At 58.9% G+C, this 20,357-nt stretch carries 16 protein-coding genes; 2 read left to right on the forward strand and 14 right to left on the reverse strand.

The features are described from left to right. Positions 1–77: 77 nt before the first annotated feature. Together ABIB73_RS05690 and ABIB73_RS05695 are read right to left on the reverse strand one after the other, a co-directional pair. Complete coding sequence (locus ABIB73_RS05690; RefSeq protein WP_354222067.1) at positions 78–1,769, reverse strand: tetratricopeptide repeat protein; 1,692 nt, start codon at positions 1,767–1,769, stop codon at positions 78–80. A gap of 69 nt (positions 1,770–1,838) precedes the next feature. Then, complete coding sequence (locus ABIB73_RS05695; protein ID WP_354222068.1) at positions 1,839–2,408, reverse strand: UbiX family flavin prenyltransferase; 570 nt, start codon at positions 2,406–2,408, stop codon at positions 1,839–1,841. A gap of 144 nt (positions 2,409–2,552) precedes the next feature. On the opposite strand from ABIB73_RS05695, the gene ertE reads away from it, so the two are divergent. Both ertE and ABIB73_RS05705 read left to right on the forward strand, forming a co-directional pair. After that, complete coding sequence (gene ertE / locus ABIB73_RS05700) at positions 2,553–3,821, forward strand: N-carbamyl-l-glutamate amidohydrolase ErtE (protein WP_354222069.1); 1,269 nt, start codon at positions 2,553–2,555, stop codon at positions 3,819–3,821. 21 nt (positions 3,822–3,842) lie between these two features. Continuing rightward, on the forward strand, positions 3,843–5,198 hold the full coding sequence (locus tag ABIB73_RS05705) for a UbiD family decarboxylase (protein WP_354222070.1): 1,356 nt from the start codon (positions 3,843–3,845) through the stop codon (positions 5,196–5,198). A gap of 51 nt (positions 5,199–5,249) precedes the next feature. Here ABIB73_RS05705 and ertD read toward each other — a convergent pair whose 3' ends face one another. From ertD to ABIB73_RS05765, 12 genes are all read right to left on the reverse strand, one after another. Then, complete coding sequence (gene ertD / locus ABIB73_RS05710) at positions 5,250–6,644, reverse strand: hydantoin-5-propionate amidohydrolase (RefSeq protein WP_354222071.1); 1,395 nt, start codon at positions 6,642–6,644, stop codon at positions 5,250–5,252. A gap of 52 nt (positions 6,645–6,696) precedes the next feature. Continuing rightward, positions 6,697–8,313 carry an ABC transporter substrate-binding protein gene (locus ABIB73_RS05715; protein WP_354222072.1) on the reverse strand — a complete coding sequence of 539 codons (1,617 nt, stop codon included), beginning with the start codon at positions 8,311–8,313 and terminating at the stop codon, positions 6,697–6,699. Continuing rightward, the gene (locus ABIB73_RS05720) at positions 8,310–9,086 is read right to left on the reverse strand and encodes an aldo/keto reductase (protein WP_354222073.1); all 777 of its coding nucleotides are present in this window, start codon (positions 9,084–9,086) and stop codon (positions 8,310–8,312) included. The genes ABIB73_RS05715 and ABIB73_RS05720 overlap by 4 nt, the downstream gene beginning before the upstream one ends. 86 nt (positions 9,087–9,172) lie before the next feature. Then, positions 9,173–10,240: a flavin reductase gene (locus tag ABIB73_RS05725; RefSeq protein WP_354222074.1), complete on the reverse strand. Its 1,068-nt coding sequence runs from the start codon at positions 10,238–10,240 to the stop codon at positions 9,173–9,175. Between the two features lie 398 nt (positions 10,241–10,638). After that, positions 10,639–11,973, reverse strand: coding sequence for an NtaA/DmoA family FMN-dependent monooxygenase (locus ABIB73_RS05730; protein WP_354222075.1), 1,335 nt, complete (start codon positions 11,971–11,973; stop codon positions 10,639–10,641). A gap of 164 nt (positions 11,974–12,137) precedes the next feature. Further along, a complete protein-coding gene (locus tag ABIB73_RS05735) occupies positions 12,138–14,075 on the reverse strand; it encodes a LysR family transcriptional regulator (RefSeq protein ID WP_354222076.1) in 1,938 nt (645 codons plus the stop codon). Positions 14,076–14,138: 63 nt separating this feature from the next. Further along, positions 14,139–15,128, reverse strand: coding sequence for an ABC transporter ATP-binding protein (locus ABIB73_RS05740; RefSeq protein WP_354222077.1), 990 nt, complete (start codon positions 15,126–15,128; stop codon positions 14,139–14,141). Then, positions 15,125–16,108 carry an ABC transporter ATP-binding protein gene (locus tag ABIB73_RS05745; RefSeq protein WP_354222078.1) on the reverse strand — a complete coding sequence of 328 codons (984 nt, stop codon included), beginning with the start codon at positions 16,106–16,108 and terminating at the stop codon, positions 15,125–15,127. The genes ABIB73_RS05740 and ABIB73_RS05745 overlap by 4 nt, the downstream gene beginning before the upstream one ends. Continuing rightward, positions 16,105–16,989, reverse strand: a complete 885-nt coding sequence (locus ABIB73_RS05750) for an ABC transporter permease (protein ID WP_502918402.1) — start codon at positions 16,987–16,989, stop codon at positions 16,105–16,107. Before ABIB73_RS05750 ends, ABIB73_RS05745 begins: the two co-directional genes overlap by 4 nt. A gap of 23 nt (positions 16,990–17,012) precedes the next feature. After that, positions 17,013–17,954, reverse strand: coding sequence for an ABC transporter permease (locus tag ABIB73_RS05755; protein WP_354222080.1), 942 nt, complete (start codon positions 17,952–17,954; stop codon positions 17,013–17,015). Between the two features lie 330 nt (positions 17,955–18,284). After that, positions 18,285–19,097 (reverse strand): phosphate/phosphite/phosphonate ABC transporter substrate-binding protein, encoded by an 813-nt coding sequence (locus tag ABIB73_RS05760; protein WP_354222081.1) that lies wholly within the window; start codon positions 19,095–19,097, stop codon positions 18,285–18,287. 19 nt (positions 19,098–19,116) lie between these two features. Continuing rightward, positions 19,117–20,118, reverse strand: a complete 1,002-nt coding sequence (locus tag ABIB73_RS05765; protein WP_354222082.1) for an ornithine cyclodeaminase family protein — start codon at positions 20,116–20,118, stop codon at positions 19,117–19,119. Between the last annotated feature and the right edge of the window lie 239 nt (positions 20,119–20,357).

Consider the following 20,357-nt stretch of genomic DNA (forward strand, 5'->3'; position numbering starts at 1 on the left):
GCCATCGCGAGTGGAGCGAAGAGCGGTAAATTCGCGCGAGGTCCAACATACTGGCCGAGCAGTAGGCTAAGCCAGCGTCAACCACAGCATTTTGGGCTTGATCCCGAACCCGAACCGGCCCGGCACATGCAAGCAGCGACTATAGTCGTGTCCGACAGTGCCTTAGCCGCGGCAAGTCGAAGTTTGACATCCTCTAATTCCTCGATGGCACCGCGCACCTGCAGGCATTCTGCGAGCCCTTGAAGGGCCCAAACGTTGTTGGGATGCTGCGCGCATCTCTGAATTCCGGGGCTCAGCCCGAGATCGTCACGGAAACAGCATTCAGCCTCGACAAAGTGCCCCTGTTCCGCGAGAAGAGCTCCGAGCGCATGTCGAGGAGGATGCATCCAAGCCCAAGGTTCAACATATTCCAAGCCATCGTCTCTCAAGACCGCTTCCCGCAGATGGGCGAATGCCGTCTCGTATTGTCCTTTATGGTATGCCAATTCTCCTTCGAGCATACTTTCTGCAACCGAAAGAATACTCTTTGCGGTATTGTTGAAAACCTTGCGATCAGGCGGGATACGAGACACGCATTCAAGGAAGAGGGCGCGCTCGCACTCTGCCGCGGTGAAGTCTCGAAGAGTGGCATGCGCCACGCCCTTCGCGTAGTGAAGCATGGCCGTCGTGACTGGATAGGCTGCAGGAGTCGCAGGCATAGGCTCGCCAATGATTTCCTTCCATTTTCCGAAGCGCACCAGCACGTGTGTGCGCATCGAGTTATAGCCCTCGAGACTTGTCACGAACTTAGGGCGATCCTGGACCGCGAGAACGTCTTCGGTCACCATGCCGCTGAGCTTGTTGGCCGCTCCGATCGCATCGCCGTATCGCCCCAAGAACATGCATGCATGCATCATCAAAAGGAGATCGTGAGCACATGCGGTCGTGTAGGGCGATAACGTGCCAGCGTAAGCAAGAAATCTATCGTTGGCCGCAATCGCCAATTCGCTGGCTTGCTTGGCACCCTGGTAATCCCCGACAAGCATGTGGACATGTGCCGGCATATGGTTCAGGTGCCCGCCGTCCGGGCACAAGAACGCCAGCGTCGCCGCCGATGCTTTCGCTCTCTCCGGTTCGTTCGACATCTCCAAGATGTGGATATGCAGGTGCAGAAGTGCCGGATTTGGCTGCCCGCCTTTCGACCGCACGACATCAATGCCGCGTTCGCAAACCAAAAGTGCCTCCAGCACATCGGAATTATTCGCGGGCCGGCCGGTCTTGACATCCCACAACCGCCGCGGCGTCCTGGTTATCAGGGCTTCGACGAAAAGTGCCGTGACGTCAGGGTCGTCAGGATATTCTCGATGGACCCTACGCATCTCCGCCGCGTAATCGTCGTCCCAACGGTCGAACTCCTCAGGAGGAACCGCATACGGTTTCTGGACACGGACGGCTTGAGCTTCGATCAGCCGATTCTCAATGTCGGTCGCATTGTGTGTCAAAGATCGGGCCAACGCGACGTGTTCGAAAGCAGTCGCCGTAGCGGCGTTCGCTTCGCGCTCGCCATGATCACGCCAGGTTAGGTTGTAGAAGGGTCCGCTTCCATACGCCATGCCCCAATGAGCCATGACGCATCCCAGATCATATTCGAGAGCCTTCTTGAAGCACTTCACCCCTTCCGCCTTGTTGAAGGCGTAACACCAATTGAGGCCTGCATCAAACCAGCTTTGCGCTTCCGCCGAAAAGGTCGAGATGCTTCGGGTGTAATCACCGAGGTCGAAGCGCTGCATGAGACCATCTCCCGATCACGAAACTTCGCATCCACGGACACACTGGCGACTTGGCCACGTTTGGCAAAGCTACGGATCCTTCCATCGTGACACCAAGCCTAGGTCGATATCGTAAAGATCAAGCACGCGTCCAATCGTTTGATCGATCATTTCTTCGATATCTGCCGGCTTGGTATAGAGCGCGGGTACGGGTGGATAGATGATTGCACCCAATTCGGAGAGCGTCGTCATGGTCCTGAGATGCCCTGTGTGGAGCGGCGCTTCGCGAATGAGCAACGTCAACCGACGGCGCTCCTTGAGTATGACGTCTGCCGCGCGCGACAAAAGTGAAGATGTCACGCCGGTTGCAATCTCGGACATCGTTCTGACCGAACACGGTGCAATGATCATGCCTTGCGTGCGGAACGATCCGGAAGAAATGGGCGCGGCTACATCGTCGAACTTGTACCAGCGGTCCGCAAGATCCCGGACGTCAGATACCTTTACGGGCCCTTCGTGCGCCATGGCAATCTCTGCAGCGCGCGAAACCACGAGATGGGTTTCAACCGGGGTCTGCCGCAGCAATTTCAGGAGACGGACGCCGTAGGCGATGCCGGACGCTCCGGTTATTCCAACGATCAGGCGCGCCTGGCCAGACATGAAATCTCCTTGCTCTTGCAGATGCTCTGGCTGCGATACCCTGTCAACATCCTCGGCGTGGAATACCAGCCGAGACGACCTTTCTGATACCTGTTTCCAGAAACGATTATTGGCGCGATGGCCGGCGGTGTATTCAGGTGAGGAATGCCATTCGATCCGAGCACGTCGAGCATCGACGCCGACCGTCTGTGGACCGACCTGATGGCGCTTGCCGCCATCACCGAGCCCGATCGCCCTTGGACACGCCGCTCGTTTACGGCTCGTTTTGTCGAGGGACGAAGCTGGCTCAATAGCCTCTTCGTCGAGTCGGGATTATCTGTCCGGATGGACGCCGGCGGCAATCTTATAGGCCGGCTAGATGGACGCCTTCCGCTCCCGCCGATAGTGCTCGGATCGCATTCGGATACGGTGCCGTCGGGGGGCAGGTTCGACGGAGCAGCCGGCGTCATTGCGGCCGTCGAGGTCGCGCGAACCGTGGTCAGATCCGGGCATCGGCTCGATCACCCGCTCGAGATCGTGGACTTCTTGGCCGAAGAGCCCAGCGACTACGGCATTTCCTGCATCGGTAGCCGGGCAATGGTTGGGGCCTTGAGTTCCGAAATGCTGTCTCGGACGAATGCGGGCGGCGAGCGCTTGTCAGACGCCATTGCTAGGGTGGGTGGCGCCCCTTCCGCTTTGGGGCAGATCGTGCCGCCAAAAATAGCGGCCTATCTCGAGCTTCACATCGAGCAAGGGCGAGTTCTCGAGAGCGGCCGCTTTGAGCTTGGGATCGTCAGCGGAATCGTCGGAATTGCGCGAGTCGAGTTGATTTTTCTCGGTTCCGCCGACCACGCCGGTGGTACACCAATGAGGTTGAGGCGGGATGCGGGCGTAGCAGCCGCCGAAATCGTTTCTTGGACCGCCAAGCAAGGCGCACTGCAAGCAAATAGCGATCGCGGGCACTTCGTGGCGACAACCGGAATCGTCGAGATTTTGCCGAACGCTGCGAACGTCGTGCCCGGGCAAGCACGATTGGTTCTGGACATACGAGCTGAAGATAACAGACAGATCGACGACTTCATCCTGCTGCTCGATCGGCACAGTCTGGACACGGCCCACCGGTGCGGGGTGAAGCGCGATCGTTTCACAATCATCTCGAGGACTGACCCGACCCGGTGTGATCCCCACCTTCGAAGTATCCTGGCTCACAATGCGTCGAAGCTTAATTATAGCACGACCGAATTGGCGTCAGGAGCGGGGCACGACGCGGCCTTCGTTGCACGGATCGGCCGGTCAGCCATGCTGTTTATCCCGTGCCTGGAAGGCAAAAGCCACAGCCCGGACGAGTGGGCCGATCCAGACGCGTTGGCGATGGGTACCGCGACGCTCTATGAGGCCGTAAGAGATCTAGATCGCGCAGATCGTACCAACTAAGTTTCCCTTGAGAGCGAGATAATGACCGATCAAAGCATGCGTGCATTCCTTTCGCAGCTCGAGACGTCCGGGGCGCTTCATCGTGTGAAGCGGCGAACCGATCCGACGTTCGAAATCGGCGCTGTCCTGGCGCTGAAGGATCGGGGGCCGGCAATCCTCTTCGAGCAAACCGGTTCCCTTCCGGTTGTCGGAAATCTTTTGGTCTCACGAGAAAGGTTCGCACTTGGATTGAACGTCGAGCCGAAGAAGCTCGACGACCTCTGCATGCACGCACTCTCCCATCCCATAAAGCCCGTAATGAGCAGCGCCGCACCGGTGCAGGACGTCGTCCAGTCCGGTGAAATCGATCTGCGAACCTCCCTGCCCGTTCCAACCTGGTTCGAACGTGAGACAGCCCCATACATCACCGCCGGCGTGATCATTGCAAAAGATCCCGAAAACGGGCGCCGCAATGTATCCATTGCGCGACTTCGCCTTGAGGGAGGCGGCAAAGTCATGGCGGGCATAGCGAAAAATCACCATCTCAACCTGCTGGCCGAGAAGGCTAAGGCACTCGGCCGGCGGCTACCCATCGCGGTTGCCATCGGAAACCATCCCGCCGTTCTGCTTGGTTCGCAGCTATACCTCGGTCTTGGCGACGACGAATTCGACAACATCGGCGGCATGCTTGGCGAACCGCTCAAATTGGTCAAATGCAAGACGGTCGATTTGGAGGTCCCGGCAGAGGCGGAAATCGTTCTGGAAGGCGAGCTCTACCCGGACGAACAGATCGAAGAAGGTCCCGTATCCGAATTCCACGGGTTCTACGTGAGCTACGGTCCCGGAATGGGCGGCCGGATTACGTGCATAACCCGACGCAAAGATGCCATCTACCAAGCAATCTTGCCGGGATACGCGAGCGAACATTGCTTGCTCGGGGGGGTAGCGATCGGCGCCACGCTACGCCAGGCCTTGCAGCGCATGATTCCAGCCGTGCGCCGGGTTCTCATCACCGAGGGCGGCATGGGTCGTCTGCACGCGATTATTTCCATGCACAGGCCAAGGCTGGGTGAAGGCAAACGAGCAGCCATGCTCGCGATGGGGCAGGTCAATCTGCTGAAGCTCATCACAGTCGTAGACGACGACATCGACATCGAAAATCCGCGAGAGGTAGAGTGGGCGCTGGCTGCGCGTTTCCGCGGTCACGAGGATCTCATGGTCGTCGAGGGCGTCAAGGCCGACCGCTGCGATCCGATCCACGAAGAGCTTACCGTGACCAAGGTCGCCATGATCGCCACGACGCGCCCTGGCGACGGCGAGCCTCTGAGCCGGTCAGAATTCGTCAGCGCACCGAAAGACGTTCTGGCCCGCATCGCCGCGGAACTCGAACAATTCTGACCGACACCGCACGATACGTACGTTGGCGGACGAGCCATGAGGCAGCCGGCCTCAGGCGGCTACCGATTCATTTTTGGCGAGCGAAGGCCGGAGGGCGGGCGGCCGAACGAAGGCACCCGTACCGGGTGCTGCCAGTACGTCCTTGCCGTTGAACACGAGCTTGCCGCGCAAATAGGTCGCCACAGGGCGATAGGGCAACTCGATGCCAGCATAGGGGCTCCAGGTCACGAAGTTGTGGCCCGATTCCTCCGGATTATAGCGATGGGGCGCGTGTGCCATCACCACGACATCGGCGTCGCGCCCTCGCTCTAACGCTCCCTTCCGGTGCCCAAACCTGAACAGGCGAGCAGGATTTGCAGCAAGCAACCTTGCAGCGAGCGCAATATCGAGACGACGCTCGATGAGCCCCTTAACAAGCAAGGGATAGAGAACCTCCAATCCAGGTACACCGGATGAATTCTTCAGCATGACTGGATCTGCCTTGCGGCTCTCCGACCAACTGACGTGGTCGGTGGACACGACCGTAACATGACCTGCCGCGAGATGCCGCCAGAGGGCCTCGACTTCGGCGCGCGGCCTGACGGGCGGATTGATCTTGGCCTTTCCGCCCAGGCGCGCGACGTCATTCTCCTCGTCCAGAGTGAGATAGTGGATGCAGGCCTCGACGGTCGTATCGAAGCCTTGCTGGCGGTAAGCTTCGCATAGGTCATAGCCCCGCCCCACCGAGCAATGGACGACATGCGTTGAACATCCCGAATGGGCGCCGAGTTCATACACTTCCGCCATGGCGAGCGTTTCTGTAACGGGCGGCCGAGACAGGGCATGGGCGCGATAATCGGTGACCCCGCTAGCCTCGACACTAGCCATCGCGGCGCGCACCATCTCATCATTTTCGTTGTGCACACCCGCAGCCAGGCCGAACCTGCCGATCTCGGTGAAGCAAGCGTAGAGATCCTGTGGCGGGATACGCGGAAACCGCTTCGAATCCGTATTGAACGTCGAGAACTTGAAGGCGGAGACCCCGGCCTCGACCATTCCCGCGATATGCTTCGGTCCGTCAGCAGGATCGATCGTACCGTAGAGTGCGAAGTCCACACGCGTCTGTTCGCCCGCCTCCTTTATCTTCTGCCGAACCCGATCGCCCGTGCAGACCAGGAAGCCAGCGTCGTAGGGCATGTCGACCACAGTCGTGACGCCGCCCGCAGCGGCCGCGCGGGTCGACCAAATGAAATCTTCCTGACCGAGCTGTGACTTCGAATGTACTTGGGCATCAACCGCACCTGGAAGCACATAAGACTTGCCAAAGTCCTGGCGCTCGCGGGCGGCAGGAGGTTCACCGCTTCCGACCAATTCGACGGTCCCTCCCCGGATGGCCACATAGCCATTCTCTATGACCCTGTCGGTTCGCACCACCTGCCCGGTAAGAACGAGATCGAAGTCGCTCATGAACACACCTTTTCCAGATTCGTTGGGTCTAACGGGTTATGGGCGTGCGCCCTCAGAATTGCTTTCCGATTCCCCAGAACGAGTTGATCGGCTGGCGCGTAACGCCCGTCAGCTTTTTGCTATAGGCAATTGGTGGATACGAGTAGCAAATCGGAATATACGGAAGCGTCTTGAACGCCTCGACTTGGATCTCGTGAGCAACCTTTACCTTCTCTTCCGCATTGGTCAGGAGGAACCACTGGTTGCGAAGTTCCTCAAGCCGCGGATTGGTCGGCCAGCCAAACCAGGATTGCTCTGCCGCCCCGCGAAGCAGCGAGTTGACTGACGGATTGCGAAGATCGACGCCGCCATATGTGCTGTTGAAAGCACTCCACCCTCCCTTGTCGACCGGCCCCTTATTCACGCGGCGTTGGATCATTCCCGCGAAATCGGTCGTCACGAACTCGACGTTAAAACCGATGCGCCTGAGAAGATCGTCCGATACCTGGGCAATCGCCGCCAGCGCGGGTGGCTCGCTTGCTCCGATGAACACGACTTTCTCGCCGGCATAGCCTGCCGCCTTCAAAGCCGCCTTCGCTTTATCGATATTCTTTTCTTTCAGCACAGCAGACCCGGCATCGCTCGCGTATGGCGAGGTGCACGTATAGAAGCTTGCACAAGCCCCGCCATTTTCGGGGAGGCCAGCCGTCGCGGCTGCCAGATATTCGCTTTGATCGACCGCCATCGCAACAGCTTGCCGGATCGCCGGGTTGTTGAACGGTGGCTGGAGATGGTTCATGACGAACGTGTAGTTCGTAGCGCTCGTACTTCTCGGTCCGACGACAAGGTTGTGATTCTCTTTCATGAGCGGTACGAGATCGACCGGGAGACCGTCCCAGTAATCCTGTTCGCCCGACTGCATGGCAGCCGCCGCAGTTGCGGCATCGCCGATGAACGACCATTCGACCCGGTCGACCGCCGCCGCATGATTTCCCGCAAGTCCGCTAAAGGGCTCCGATCGGGGAATATAATCGGCGAACTTCGCGAAGGACGCCTTGTGCCCGGGCACCCACTCGCTCGTGAGGAACTTGAACGGACCGCTGCCGATGGCTTCGGGTATCTGCTTGAAAGGATCCGTCTTGGCGATCCTCTCGGGCATGATGATGCAGCTCGCAGGACTGAGTTTCCCCAAGGCGTCGAGCAGCAGCGGAAACGGCGATTTCAGGCGCATCCTGAAGGTGCGATCGTCGATCACATCCATGGAATCCGTGATGCTAGCGACCATCTGCCCGGCGACGTCCCGCGTCCACCATCGCCGGATGGACGCGATGCAATCGACCGATTTGACCGGCTCGCCGTCGTGGAATTTAAGGCCCTCGCGGAGCTTGAATATGTAAGTCTTGTCGTTGTCTTCGACCGTCCATCCTTCGGCCATTTGCGGCTTCGGCACGAAATCCGCGTCAGCGCCGATGATCGTGTCGAACACCATGAAGCCGAAGTCCTGGGTGGCGGCCGCTGTCGTCCATATAGGATCGACGCTTCCGAGGTTCTGGCCCTTGATGATCCTTAAAGTCGTCGTTTTACCCTGCGCGAAGGCGGGCAAGGGTAGTGCGCTCGCGGCCACGCCCTTCAGGAAGTCTCGTCGACGCATTTTTCGCCCTCTCTGGTCGCCTTCAATAGCTTGGTTCAATCCTGCGGATCCCAGACCGGAGCCCAAGCAGGCGAGAAATAGCGCTTTTCCGGGCCGACGCTGCCGAGCACCGCCATGTCACTCTCGGAAAGCTCGAAGTCGAACAGCTCGAACTGAGATGTGATCTGCGCGGGCTCACCCGTGTCTGGAATCGGCACGGGCAGGACACTGCTCTGGATATGCCAGCGGAGCACGACCTGCGCCGGAGCTCGGCCGGTGCGCTCGGCGACGCCTAATACCGAGGGATGGCCAAGATCTTCACGTCCCATGGGCGAATAGGCGATGGGGCGCACGCCCCGTGCGATACACGCAGCGACGAGCCGGCGCTGCGGGAGTGACGGATGAACCTCGATCTGGTTGGCAAACAACTTTGTCCCGGCTCGACTGGCACCCGCGATAGCCTCGTCAAGCATCGCGATGGGGAAGTTGGCCACCCCTACATGAGAGATCACGCCGGACAGCTGAAGTTCACGCATTGCCGAAAGCGTTTCCGAAATCGGCACGTCGGCGTTCGGCCAGTGGATGAGCAGGAGATCGATCCGATCGAGACCGAGCTTATCGCGGCTTCGCTGCGCCGACGCCAGAAGGCGCTCCGGCCGAAGGTCCTCGCGTTCCACTTTAGTGGTAACGACCATCTCGCGCCGATCGATTCCGGAGAGGCTAATTCCTCGACCGACGGCATCCTCATTTCCATAGCTCGGAGATGTATCGATGTATCGGTATCCGATTTCGATGGCTTTAAGGACGACGTCGGCACACTTGTCGCCGAGCAATAGTCTCGTGCCCAGCCCAACCGGCGGCAACTTAATGCTCGGGCTGGCCTCCAGTGTGGCCCCCGGCGCAATTCGTGGCCCGCCGCTCATGCAGCACCAAAGGTTTCGTTGAAGACAAGTTCAGACAGCGCCTTCCGCTCGCTAGGTATCTCTCGCACCTTAAGATGATCCGGCAACGACGAGCTGTCGCCGAGCCTCCCGATTGCTGCTACTGCATTGATGGCAAAATCGTCAGGGACGCCCAGCTCGAGCGCAAGCTTTTCCGCGTTGAAGCCCGCCATTCCGTGCGCATACCAGTCCGAGAGGTTTGCTTGGAGCGCGAAGCTCATCCAAGCCGCACCAGTATCGAAGCTGTGTGTCGGGGACGGGAATTCCTTTCCATCGAATTGCAGCGTCTTTTTTGAAACGAACGCAATGAGCGCGGCCGCATGTACCGACCAGGATCGGTTCGTGTTCGAAAGAGTCTCGAGGAACGGCTGCCATTTCGGTTGCCCACGCCTAACGTAGATAAACCGCCAGGGCTGCGCATTCATCGACGACGGCGCCCACCTCGCCGCCTCGAACAGCGACATCAGCGTTTCGTCATCGATCTCGCTAGGTGAAAATGCCCTGGGCGACCAGCGATCGAGAAACATTGGTGCGATCTCGCGTTCAGGCCTGCGAGATGAGAGAGACTTATATTGTCCTTCATGATAAACGAGTGGCGGCACCGCCGAGACATCCCCGGTTGTCACATGCCCGACGAAGATCGTGTGCGTTCCGACGTCCAATTCGTAATAGGTAAAGCATTCGAGATGCGCTGCGGCCCCAACGATGATGGGATTGCCGTTCAGACCTATTCGGTGCTCTACGGTCGAGAACGGATTGTCCTGCTTCGAGGCGAAAAGTCCGCCGATCTCCTGCTGATCGTCAGCGAGGATGTTGACCGTAAACTGCTTGGTCGTCGATATGATTGGGTGACTACGGGTCGATCGGTTAACGACGATAAGGATCGTCGCAGGATCGGCGCTAACGCTGCAGACTGCCGTAGCGGTCATCCCATGAAGCCGCCCCTCGCTGCTTGTCGAAATGACCGCCACGCTGGAGGCAATGTTGCGCATAAGCGACTTGAAGATTTCGCCATTCATGAGCGCCAGGTTCTCATATCCGTTCACGTATCACTCCTTATCGGACGTACCAACGTCATGCCGACGCCGGCTCGGCCCTCTGTCGCGATAGATAGCAAGAGAAAGGATGGCGCCCATGACCGTGGCAAGAGCGGCCGCTATCCAGGCAATGGCCGACCAGCCCCATTCCGTCCTCATGACAGCGCCTGCCAACAGGGACCGCGACGCGGTGGTACCGAAGACGAGAAAGTCGTTGAGCCCCTGTACGCGAGGACGCTCGACCGGTTCGCAGCAGCCCGCGACCATGCTGGTTGCTCCGACGAAACCGAGATTCCAACCAATCCGCTCAAGACAACGAGCGATAGTCCGGTCAAGGTGATCGGCGCCTCTCCGGAGATAAGGGATCTTGTCGTCATCGGATGTCTCCAGACCCGAATTTGCTCGGCCTAGAACGCCATCACGTTGTCCCTCAAGTGCTCATGGCTATACTCCTTCCGCGTCAGTCCGCGCTTTTGCAGGACGGGAACGAGTTCGTCGACCACGCTGTTGACGTACCGCGGAGTTACCGGCCCAGTGACGAGGAAGCCGTCTCCACCAATTTCCTCCATCGCCTCCTTCATCATTGAGGCGATCTCGTCCGGCGTCCCGATCAACTCCCAACCCGGAGGACGCATTCCAATATCTCGCAGGGTCGCTTTAGGTCCTGCGTCCTTGAACATGCGCAGCATCGTCTGCATCCCGTTGGTTTTGATCTCCGGGAGCGGGGTATCGAGGTCGAACTTGGAGAAATCGATGCCGGACAGGAACGAGAGCGAAGCCAGATGTGCTTCGAAGCGCCGCTGCCTCATCTTCGGCAGGTTCTCCTTGATCTCCTCGACTCCCCTCCTGTCCCGTGCGACGAAGACGCCGGCGATGAACATCGTCTTGATCTTGTCCGGGTCGCGACCATACGCCTTCGCATGCGCGCGAACCTCCGCACGGTATTCCTTCATCTCCGCGATGGACTCGCCGCCGGCGAGCACAACCTCGGCATTACGTCCGCTGAACTTCCGCCCACGCGGCGACCCGCCTGGAGCGACATACAGGGGCTTCGTCTGGGGAGAGCGCGGTACGTTCAGAGGTCCGCGCGACTTGTAGTATTTGCCTTCGAAATTTATTGCCTTCACTTTCGATGGGTCGATAAACGTCTGGTTTTCCAGGTCCATGCGCACAGCATCGGTATCCCAGGCCTCCCAGAGTTGCGCCGCAAGGTCGAGATACTCGTCGGCCATGTCATAGCGCTGATCGTGCTCGAACTGCTTGTCGTACCCGAAGTTCTGCGCAGCCGCATCGCTGGTTGCGGTCACGATGTTCCAGCCGATGCGCCCGTTCGAGTAGTGATCGAGCGTCGCCATCTGCCGCGCCAGGATCCACGGCGGATAGAATGTCGTGGTCAGGGTCAACGCTACGCCCAGGCGTTTGGTCGCCGAAAGGATGTAGGGCGTCAGGACCGCCGGATCGAGCTTCGGCGTCATGGTTGCGTTCTTCAGGTAGAAATCCATGGACCCCTTGTAGGCATAAGGGACGGCGCTTGTGTCCTCCAGGATCATGAAATCGAAGCAGGCCCGCTCGAGCGCCTTTGCCGCATCTTGATAGATATCCGGCTGCGTCCACTCGTAGCTCGGAGCGTAGTTGGGCGTATTCCAGCCCTGGACCGTGATGCCGGGGCCCAGAAACCAACCCAGATGAAACATGCTCATGACGACTCCTGCGTTCCGATTCCTTCGGAATAATCTCTCCAAGCAGGGAACCACGAACGCCGAACGGCCGATAATTCAATCTCCCGAAACCATCGATAACAATCGCCGTAGCGATGTCGGTCGGCCGCAAATCCGCGCCACGAATCCGCTTTCACCTCGACCACGATCCGCTCTACGTTCCGTTCCAGGTTCGACTACGGCAGCGCTCAAGCAATGAGCTTCGATGAAGCGATGACGTCGTCTTCTCCGTTGTCCAGTTCGACGGAGATACGCTCTCCTGCCGAGGAGAATGCGCTTCGCAACTCTTCGATGAACTCCTGGGCAGCCGGATCCGGCATCTCGTTCCGCATCCTGACCAAGCAGATGCTGCGCAGGATACGCGGCGCGCGGATCGTATGAATGGAAAGACGCCTGCGGTCGGTGCTCTTGTGGATGGCTCCGGTCGGCAGAATGGTCGCATATCGTCCGATCTTCACTAGACTGATCGCCGCAGCCATGGAATCGACCTCGATTCTTGGATTGAGGTTCAGCCCTGCCTTTTGCAGCGGTTGCGCGATGATTGAACGTAGGCCATGTCGGCTGGACGGAAGCACCAGCGGCAATCTGGACGCGGTCTCCAACGTCACAGGCCCTGGCGGCAAGAGCTGCGTGGATCTCTCGACGACGACCGCCATCTCGTCTTCCGCGATCAGATCGAAGGACATTTCCGGGCTTTCGACCACACGATCGGTCAAGGCGAAGTCGATCCGTCCGGACGAAAGCCACTGGAGCAGCTTTGCCGAGTAAGCCTCCAGAACCTGAACGATTGTCTCCGGATAACGCTCGGACCAGCGATTGAGTGCGTTCGCAAAGTATTCGGCTGTTTCGCTCTCTGCATCCAGAGCGGGAATAAGTCCGAGCCGGAGGCGCCGCAACCGCCCGCCAACTGCGCCCGCACGGAGCGTTCGGACTGCTTCTTCGAATTCCGCCATGAGTGGAGCGAGCAGGCCGTAAAGAAAATCCGCACGGGAGTTCGGCTCAAGACCACGATGGGAGCGCTCGAACAGTTGCGTATCCAATAGCTCCTCGAGGCCGTGCAATTGTACCGTAAGCGCCGGCTGTACGATGCACAGGCGCTGCGAGGCGCGCCGCATATTCCCTTCCTCATACAACGCCAGGAACGAACGGCATAGTTTCAGGGAAATTCGCTCCGGCTCGGTATCGTTATCCGAGAATGATGGCTCGGACGCGATCGCCGCGGCGAGCGATTTTTTGTACTGCTCGCATATCCCAGGGCCGAAGGCAGGACCGTATTCGCCGGAGATCGCAATGGTTGGATCGAAGTCGCTTTTCTCAAGCAAAGCGCATTCGAAATGCTCGGCAACAAGGCTTGGATTCAGCTGCGCCGCGGGAATCAGAAAGTTGAAGTTTCTGCTCATGCTGCCGTTAGCCAAGATCTCCTGCGGATCCTGGCTAAGACAGTTGATGCGCGCCTGGGTCTTTTCCGCCACTGCCAGGAGCAGTGCGAGTTGACTTTCGGGCAGCTCAGGCACCGCGAAAGTGTTGTTCACCAATTCGGACAAGGGCACGTCTTCAGTCGACCACCCCTTGTTCGGTCCCGAGCGCACGAGAATCCATCGATCCACGATTACGTGAACGTCAGCCGGCCATGACCGGCCGGCTCGCTTGTCCCCGAAGTCGATAACTAGACCATTCTTGTCGGCTTGATCGGGTCTGTCGTATTTCGGTGAAATCCAGTGCGGGCACGCGCGTTTCATCGCCGATCTTGCGACCTGGACAAGCGCTTGATCGAACATCGCCCCGGCATATCCCTGCGGAAGAACTACTTCGATGCGCTTGGGAGCGGCCTCGTCTCCGCCGCGAAAATAGGCGAGGCACTGCGCCGCGTGTTCCATAAACGGACGCAGCAATCTGTAAGCCTCGCGCCCGGCCGGGGTAATAGCCAAGCCTCCCTGGAGGCGGATCACCAGGCGCTGGGCTAGTTCGTCGCTCAGCGACTTGACATGCGCACTTAGCGAGGAGCGCCCCAAGCCGAGGCGCTTCAGCGCCGGCGCAACGCTTCCCTCTTCGACTAACGCCAAGAACGTCTCGATCTGGCTCAAATTGATGCCCGAGGCGCGATCGCGAAGTTCTGCAACAGCCATACTAGTGCTCTCACCGGAACTGAGGAGATATCCAGCAAGACGCATGCCAATCCAACTTCTGCCCTAGGACATGCCCTGCTCCGAAATGTCCAGATGACAGGCCACCATCCTGAGCTGCGTACCGACCGACCGCAATTTGGGCTCCTCCACCTTGCAGCGATCGAACGACTTTGGGCACCTGGTATGAAAGCGACAACCCGGCGGCGGGTTGACCGGACTAGGGACGTCGCCGGCAAGGACGATGCGCCTGGATGCCTCTCCTCTTGTTTTTGGCACTGAAGAGATGAGCGCCCGCGTGTAAGGATGCAGTGGACGATCGAGAATGAGGTCCCGGTCTCCAATTTCGACCATGACTCCCAAATACATCACCGCGATGCGATGCGTGAGGTGACCTACGATTGCGAGGTCGTGGCTTATGAAGAGCAGTGATAGACCGAGCCTGTCTTGAAGGCTCACCAGCAGATTGACGATTTGTGCCTTGACGGACACGTCGAGCGCCGACACCGCTTCGTCGCACACAATCAGGCTCGGTTCTGGCGCCAACGCCCGGGCAATGCAGATTCGCTGACGCTGGCCGCCGGAAAACTCATGCGCAAAGCGGGCTGCTGCATCGCGAGGTAGGCCCACCATGTCGAGGAGTTCGCCAACGCGCTCGTCGACGGCTTTGCGACCTCTGACAACCCCGAAATTAACGAGCGGCTCGGCGAGAATGTCGCGGATTCGCATCCGCGGACTGAGGCTGGACATTGGATCTTGGAATATGACTTGAAAGTGCCGTCGGATCTTTCTCAGTTGCGGCTTGGCCAGACCATCAACGCGCCAGCCGTCGAACCACACGGCTCCCGCGCTCGGTGGAGTCAGGCCAAGAACCGTTCTGCCCAACGTGGACTTGCCGCACCCGCTTTCGCCCACAATAGAAAGTGTCTCGCCTCGTGCGACTGCGAAGGAGACGTCGTCAACAGCTCTCACGACCTCACGAGGTCCGAACCCGATACGAGGTCGCGGAAAGTGCTTCTTGAGCGAAATGACTTCGAGAAGCGCGGGCTGGCTCATGCGACCGGCGTCCGAAACTTATGGTGGCATGCCGCGGCATGCTCGGGAGAGACGTCTTCCAGCTCAGGCTCGATCTCGAAGCAAATCGATGACGAGAGACTGCATCTTGCCGCAAAAGAGCACCCGACCCTGGCCTGGCTGGGTGAAGGCATCTGGCCCGGGATCTCGGTCAGCGGCCCTTCGCTCCTATTGTGCTCCAGGCTCGGAATGGCTCCCAACAGCCCGACAGTATAGGGATGCGCGGGCCGCGAAAAGATTTCCCCTGTTGTCCCCTCCTCTACCTTGACGCCGGCGTACATGATCACGACCCGGTCGGCCAGCTCGGCGACGACGCCTAGATCGTGCGTGATGATGACGATAGACGCGCCGGTTCGCGCCTTGAGCTCGCGCATAAGATCCAGAATCTGCGCTTGCACCGTCACATCAAGCGCCGTCGTCGGTTCGTCAGCAATCAGGATCTCGGGATCACAAGCGAGCGCTATTGCTATCATAACGCGTTGACGCATCCCGCCAGACAGTTGATGCGGGTATTCCCGCATCCGGCGCTCCGGATCGGCAATGCCAACTTGAATCAAGAGCTTCAACGCGCGTTGCTTGGCTTCGCTGCGAGGTAAACTCTGATGCAGCAGGATTGCTTCAGCGATCTGATTTCCGATCTGCATCAGCGGATTCAACGAACTCATCGGCTCTTGGAAGATCATGCCGATTTCGTTGCCTCTGATCGATCGCATTTCAGCTTCGGATACCTCGAGGAGTTCCGCTCCCTTGAATTTGACACTACCTGAGATCCTAGTTCGTGCCGCGTCGTGCAGCCTCATGAGAGATAGGGCCGTCACGCTCTTGCCGGATCCGGATTCGCCAACGATTGCCAACGTCTCCGACCGCGCGACCGAGAACGATACGCCGCGAACAGCCCGGACGCTTCCTGTGGCCGCGGCGAACGAAACGTCCAGGCCTTGAACCTCCAAGACGACTGTCAAGATCGCTCCGCCATTCTTGGATCCAGGGCATCCCTTAGCCCGTCACCCAAGAGGTTCACTCCCAGGATCGTCACGCCAAGAAACGCAGCTGGAATAAACACCAGGTGCGGCTTGACCTGCCAGAGCGCCTTCCCGTCAGCCATGATGTTCCCCCAAGAGGGAATGGTCGGCGGTGTACCTGCACCGATAAAGGAGAGGCTCGCCTCAATGATGATTGCGGCCGAACCCACGAATGTTGCCTGAACCGTCAACGGGGACACGACCGCCGGAAGGAGATGCCGAACTAGGATTTTTGGCGTCGTCGATCCGGCCGCGATAGCTGCTTCCACGAAGGGCATTTCGCGAAGCGCCAGCATGACGCCGCGTATCACTCGAGCAACGCGAGGTATCTCGACCACCGTAATGGCGGCGATTACCGTGCCGACAGACCCACGCGTGGCCGCCATCAGGGCGATGGCCAGCAACATGGATGGAATCGACATGAAGCCGTCCATGACGCGCATCACGACCGAGTCCGCCCATCTTCCGGAGGCAGCTACCATTCCGACGATGGTGCCTCCAACGCAGGACAGAAACGCGCACGAAACGCTCACGCCCACCGAGATTCGCGTGCCATATACGACGCGAGAATAGAGGTCTCGCCCCAAAGCATCTGTCCCAAACCAGAACTCCGCGGACGGCGGTCGCAAACGCTTGGTCACCGAGATCGCGCGCGGATCGACCGTGCCGAGGAGTGGCGCAAGAATGGCGACGAGCGTGACCACGAGCAAAATTAAAGAGCCTGCCGCGATCTGTGGATGGCGCTTCAAGAAGCGCAGCGCTCTCCATTCGGAGTTTGTCCGACGGGTCGGCAACTCGACCGCCTGCAAGTGAGCAGCCATGCTGGAAGAAGGCGTTTGATGGTTCAATACCGGATCCTCGGATCCACGATTGTATACGCAAGGTCGGTGATGAGGTTGATAGCCACGTAGCTGGCGCTGAAAAGTAGGACCACACCCTGGATGACCGGATAATCACGATGAAGGATCGCATCGAGCGTAAGACGTCCTAGCCCCGGGATAGAAAACACGCTCTCCGTGATCACTGAACCGCCCATGAGCGTTGCGATGCCGATGCTGATGACCGTGACAATCGGGATCGACGCGTTTCTTAACGCGTGCTTGTACAGGACAATCCGCGGGCCCGCTCCCTTTGCAACCGCGGTTCTCACATAGTCCTGCGTGAGCACGTCAAGCATCGATGCTCGTGTCGTGCGCGCCAAAATGGCAGAGTAGGATACCCCGAGTGTGAGCGAAGGAAGTATCAGATGTGAAATGTAGGGCAGGAAGCCGTCGGCGAGAGGTACATAGCCTTGCGCCGGCAACAAGCCGAGTGATGTCGAGAACGAGAACGCTAGCAAATATCCGACGACGAATACCGGCAGAGAGAAGGCGAGCACGGTTAGCGCAGTGATGACCCTGTCGATCGCATGGCCGCGTTGCCAAGCCGCCACTACTCCGACCGGAACCGCAATTGCCACGGAGATCGCGAGGCTCATCGTAAGCAACGAGAACGTTGGCCCGATGCGCTGACCAATCATTTGCACGACTGGCTGATTGGCGAAGATTGACGTGCCAAGATCGCCGTTCATCAACTGCCATATCCAGAATGCGAACCGGATGTAGAAAGGCTGATCTAGCCCCATCGACACACGAATGCGCTCGACTTCCTCAGGAGTCGCCTGATCGCCGGCGATCATCGCGGCGGGATCTCCAGGAGTGACATAAAGGAGACCAAATACGATGAAGGCCACGATCAGCATGACCGGCGGCAGCATTAATAAGCGGCGAAATACGTAGTAAACCATGTCGTCTCCCGAACCGCGCACCGGCCATGCACGAACCATGCAAACGGTTCGTCCGGCCACCGACATTGCGCTGCTCGACTGGCGCGACAACACTAGTCCGGTAGTTCTAGGAGGGCCAATAGCCGTTCGCGTCTCCGGCGATAGATTCCTCGGTAAGGAGGACAGAAAGCGAATTGGTTGGTCAATTTGCCCAAAACGCCATCAGTAAGTGCAACGAAATTGCTCGTTCATGGCCGTCACGGAGGAGCGTCCATTGGACGAGCTGCTTGACTGACTCCAATGTTGCACCGTCCGAAGAGGCCGATCGGGCTTGTTCCTTACGTCTACGGGTCAGCCCGGTTCGGGATATCCTGCTAGACGCGCTTCCGCATCCCACTGCAAGGTCAACTCGTAGTCGCGGATCGCCACTTTCGTGAATCCATTGAGACACAAGCGATCTCTTAGAGACACGCATTCGGCTGTATCAGCGAGCTTAACAAGGGTGTCCTGCAACTTCGCAATCACCTCGTCGGGACAATTGGGGGCCGCGACCAGCGCCGGAATCGGAGCAGCGTTCGTGCTCGCAACAACCCTGATTTGCGATCGAAGAGCTTCGTCGTGGCGCAACATCAAGTCCAGCGCGTAGCTGTCGAGCGGTCCGACATCGATACTTCCGTCCAACAGCGCATCGACCACGCGTCGGGGTGTCGTGAGCGGACCGACGCTTTCGCCAAACAACTTTTCTCCACGCTGTCGATAGTATGGCAGCAGGTGGTGACGTAGCGCGTTGTAACCGGAATGCGAGTCATGAACGGTGTAACCCAGCCGGCCGCCGAAAGTGTCTTCAAGGCATTGAAAGCCGGATTCCGAACGAACCAGCAGCAACGTGGCATAGACGGGCCGACCTGCCAAAGGGGCATTTGCCGGAATCGGGGCGGCGACAAGCTTTGGACGCCGCCCTGATAACATGAGGGGAAATCCGCACATGAAAACGCAGGCGAGATCGTCTCGCGACCAAAGATCGGACAATTTGAGCGGAAAGGCGTGGTCGACGATATCGAGCTCCACGCCGCTTGCATGCGCAAGCCAGCCGAACAGCTCTTTCCAGGCTGCTGCAGACTGGGGATTGACCGAGTACATTCTCGCGTTGGCAACGAGGCACATCTGCGAAAATTCCATCCCTTTAGGCAAAGCGCAAGCGTTGCCCTACCCCGATGCGCTCGGCCCTCTCCAGCATGGCATGTCCGAGCGCGATATCAGATAGCGACAGCCCGCGATGCCAGAGTAAATTGGTTTCAGCTTCACTTTCGCGACCGGGCTTGAGGCCGGCCACGATTTGCCCGAGCTCTGCGTGCAAGGTCGTTTCGGAGAGCTTGCCTGCCTCAACATGAGCGCGGAGGCTGCCAAACTTGCCGCCCTTACACTGTCCCCAATCATCGACAACCAGTTTTGTCATGACATCGGTCAGAGACAGCTCAATCGCGCTCATCGTGCCGTACGGCACGACAAACGCGCCTTTCTTGATCCACTCGGTCTTTAACATCGGCGTCGGCTTGTCGAGCCGCGACGCCTCGACCACGATGTCCGCACCCTCAACGCAGCTTTGCCAGTCATCCGTCGCAACGATCTTTTTGCCGAGGTCCCTGCTTAGTCGTTCGGCAAAACTGGTGCGGCTCTCCTCGCGGCGGGAATGCACGCGGATCTCGTCGAAGTCGAACAGGCGGTCGAGCAGCCGAACGTTCCAGTAAGCGGTGCCGCGCGCACCGATGTGGCCGAGAACTTTTGAGGTCTTGCGCGCAAGATATTTGGCGCCAATCGCGGTGACCGCGCCGGTGCGCATGTCTGTAATGCCGCTTGCATCCATGATCGCCTTCGGCGCGCCGGTACAAGGATCGAACAGCGCCAAAATGCCGAGTTCAGAGTGTAGTCCAAGCTTGTAATTGTCAACGAAGTCACCGACGATCTTGACCCCGGCCCTATCGATCGGCGTCTTGATTGCACCGCGCAACACGTTGAAGTGCCCATTGGCGGCTCCCGGCTCGAGGTGTACGCGCGGCTCGATTACGGTATCCCCCCGGCCCTGGGCCGCCAAGCTCAACTCAATCGCCGCAAGAATTTCGTCGTCGGTGATCTTGAGCTCTTCGATATCGGAACGATTGAGGTATGCGATATAGATCGGCGGCACGATGCTGCTCCAGCCACATGATATGTCTAGACATTATCTGGGAGCGCCGGTGAGTCAACGCTCAACGCTGCTCGGGGACATGCTTGCTCCGATGACAGCATGCGTAACGGGCGCGCTTGCCGTGATCGCCGCCTGCAGCAGTCCCGGGCCATGCCATGCTGTTATCCGATTGATGGCTCCCAAGCCACGATCAAGGTCCGCCGTTCGCCTTCGAGCTAGCTGCAGCTAGCGAGAGGCAA

The organism is Bradyrhizobium sp. F1.4.3 (assembly GCF_040548375.1).
Lineage (GTDB): Bacteria > Pseudomonadota > Alphaproteobacteria > Rhizobiales > Xanthobacteraceae > Bradyrhizobium.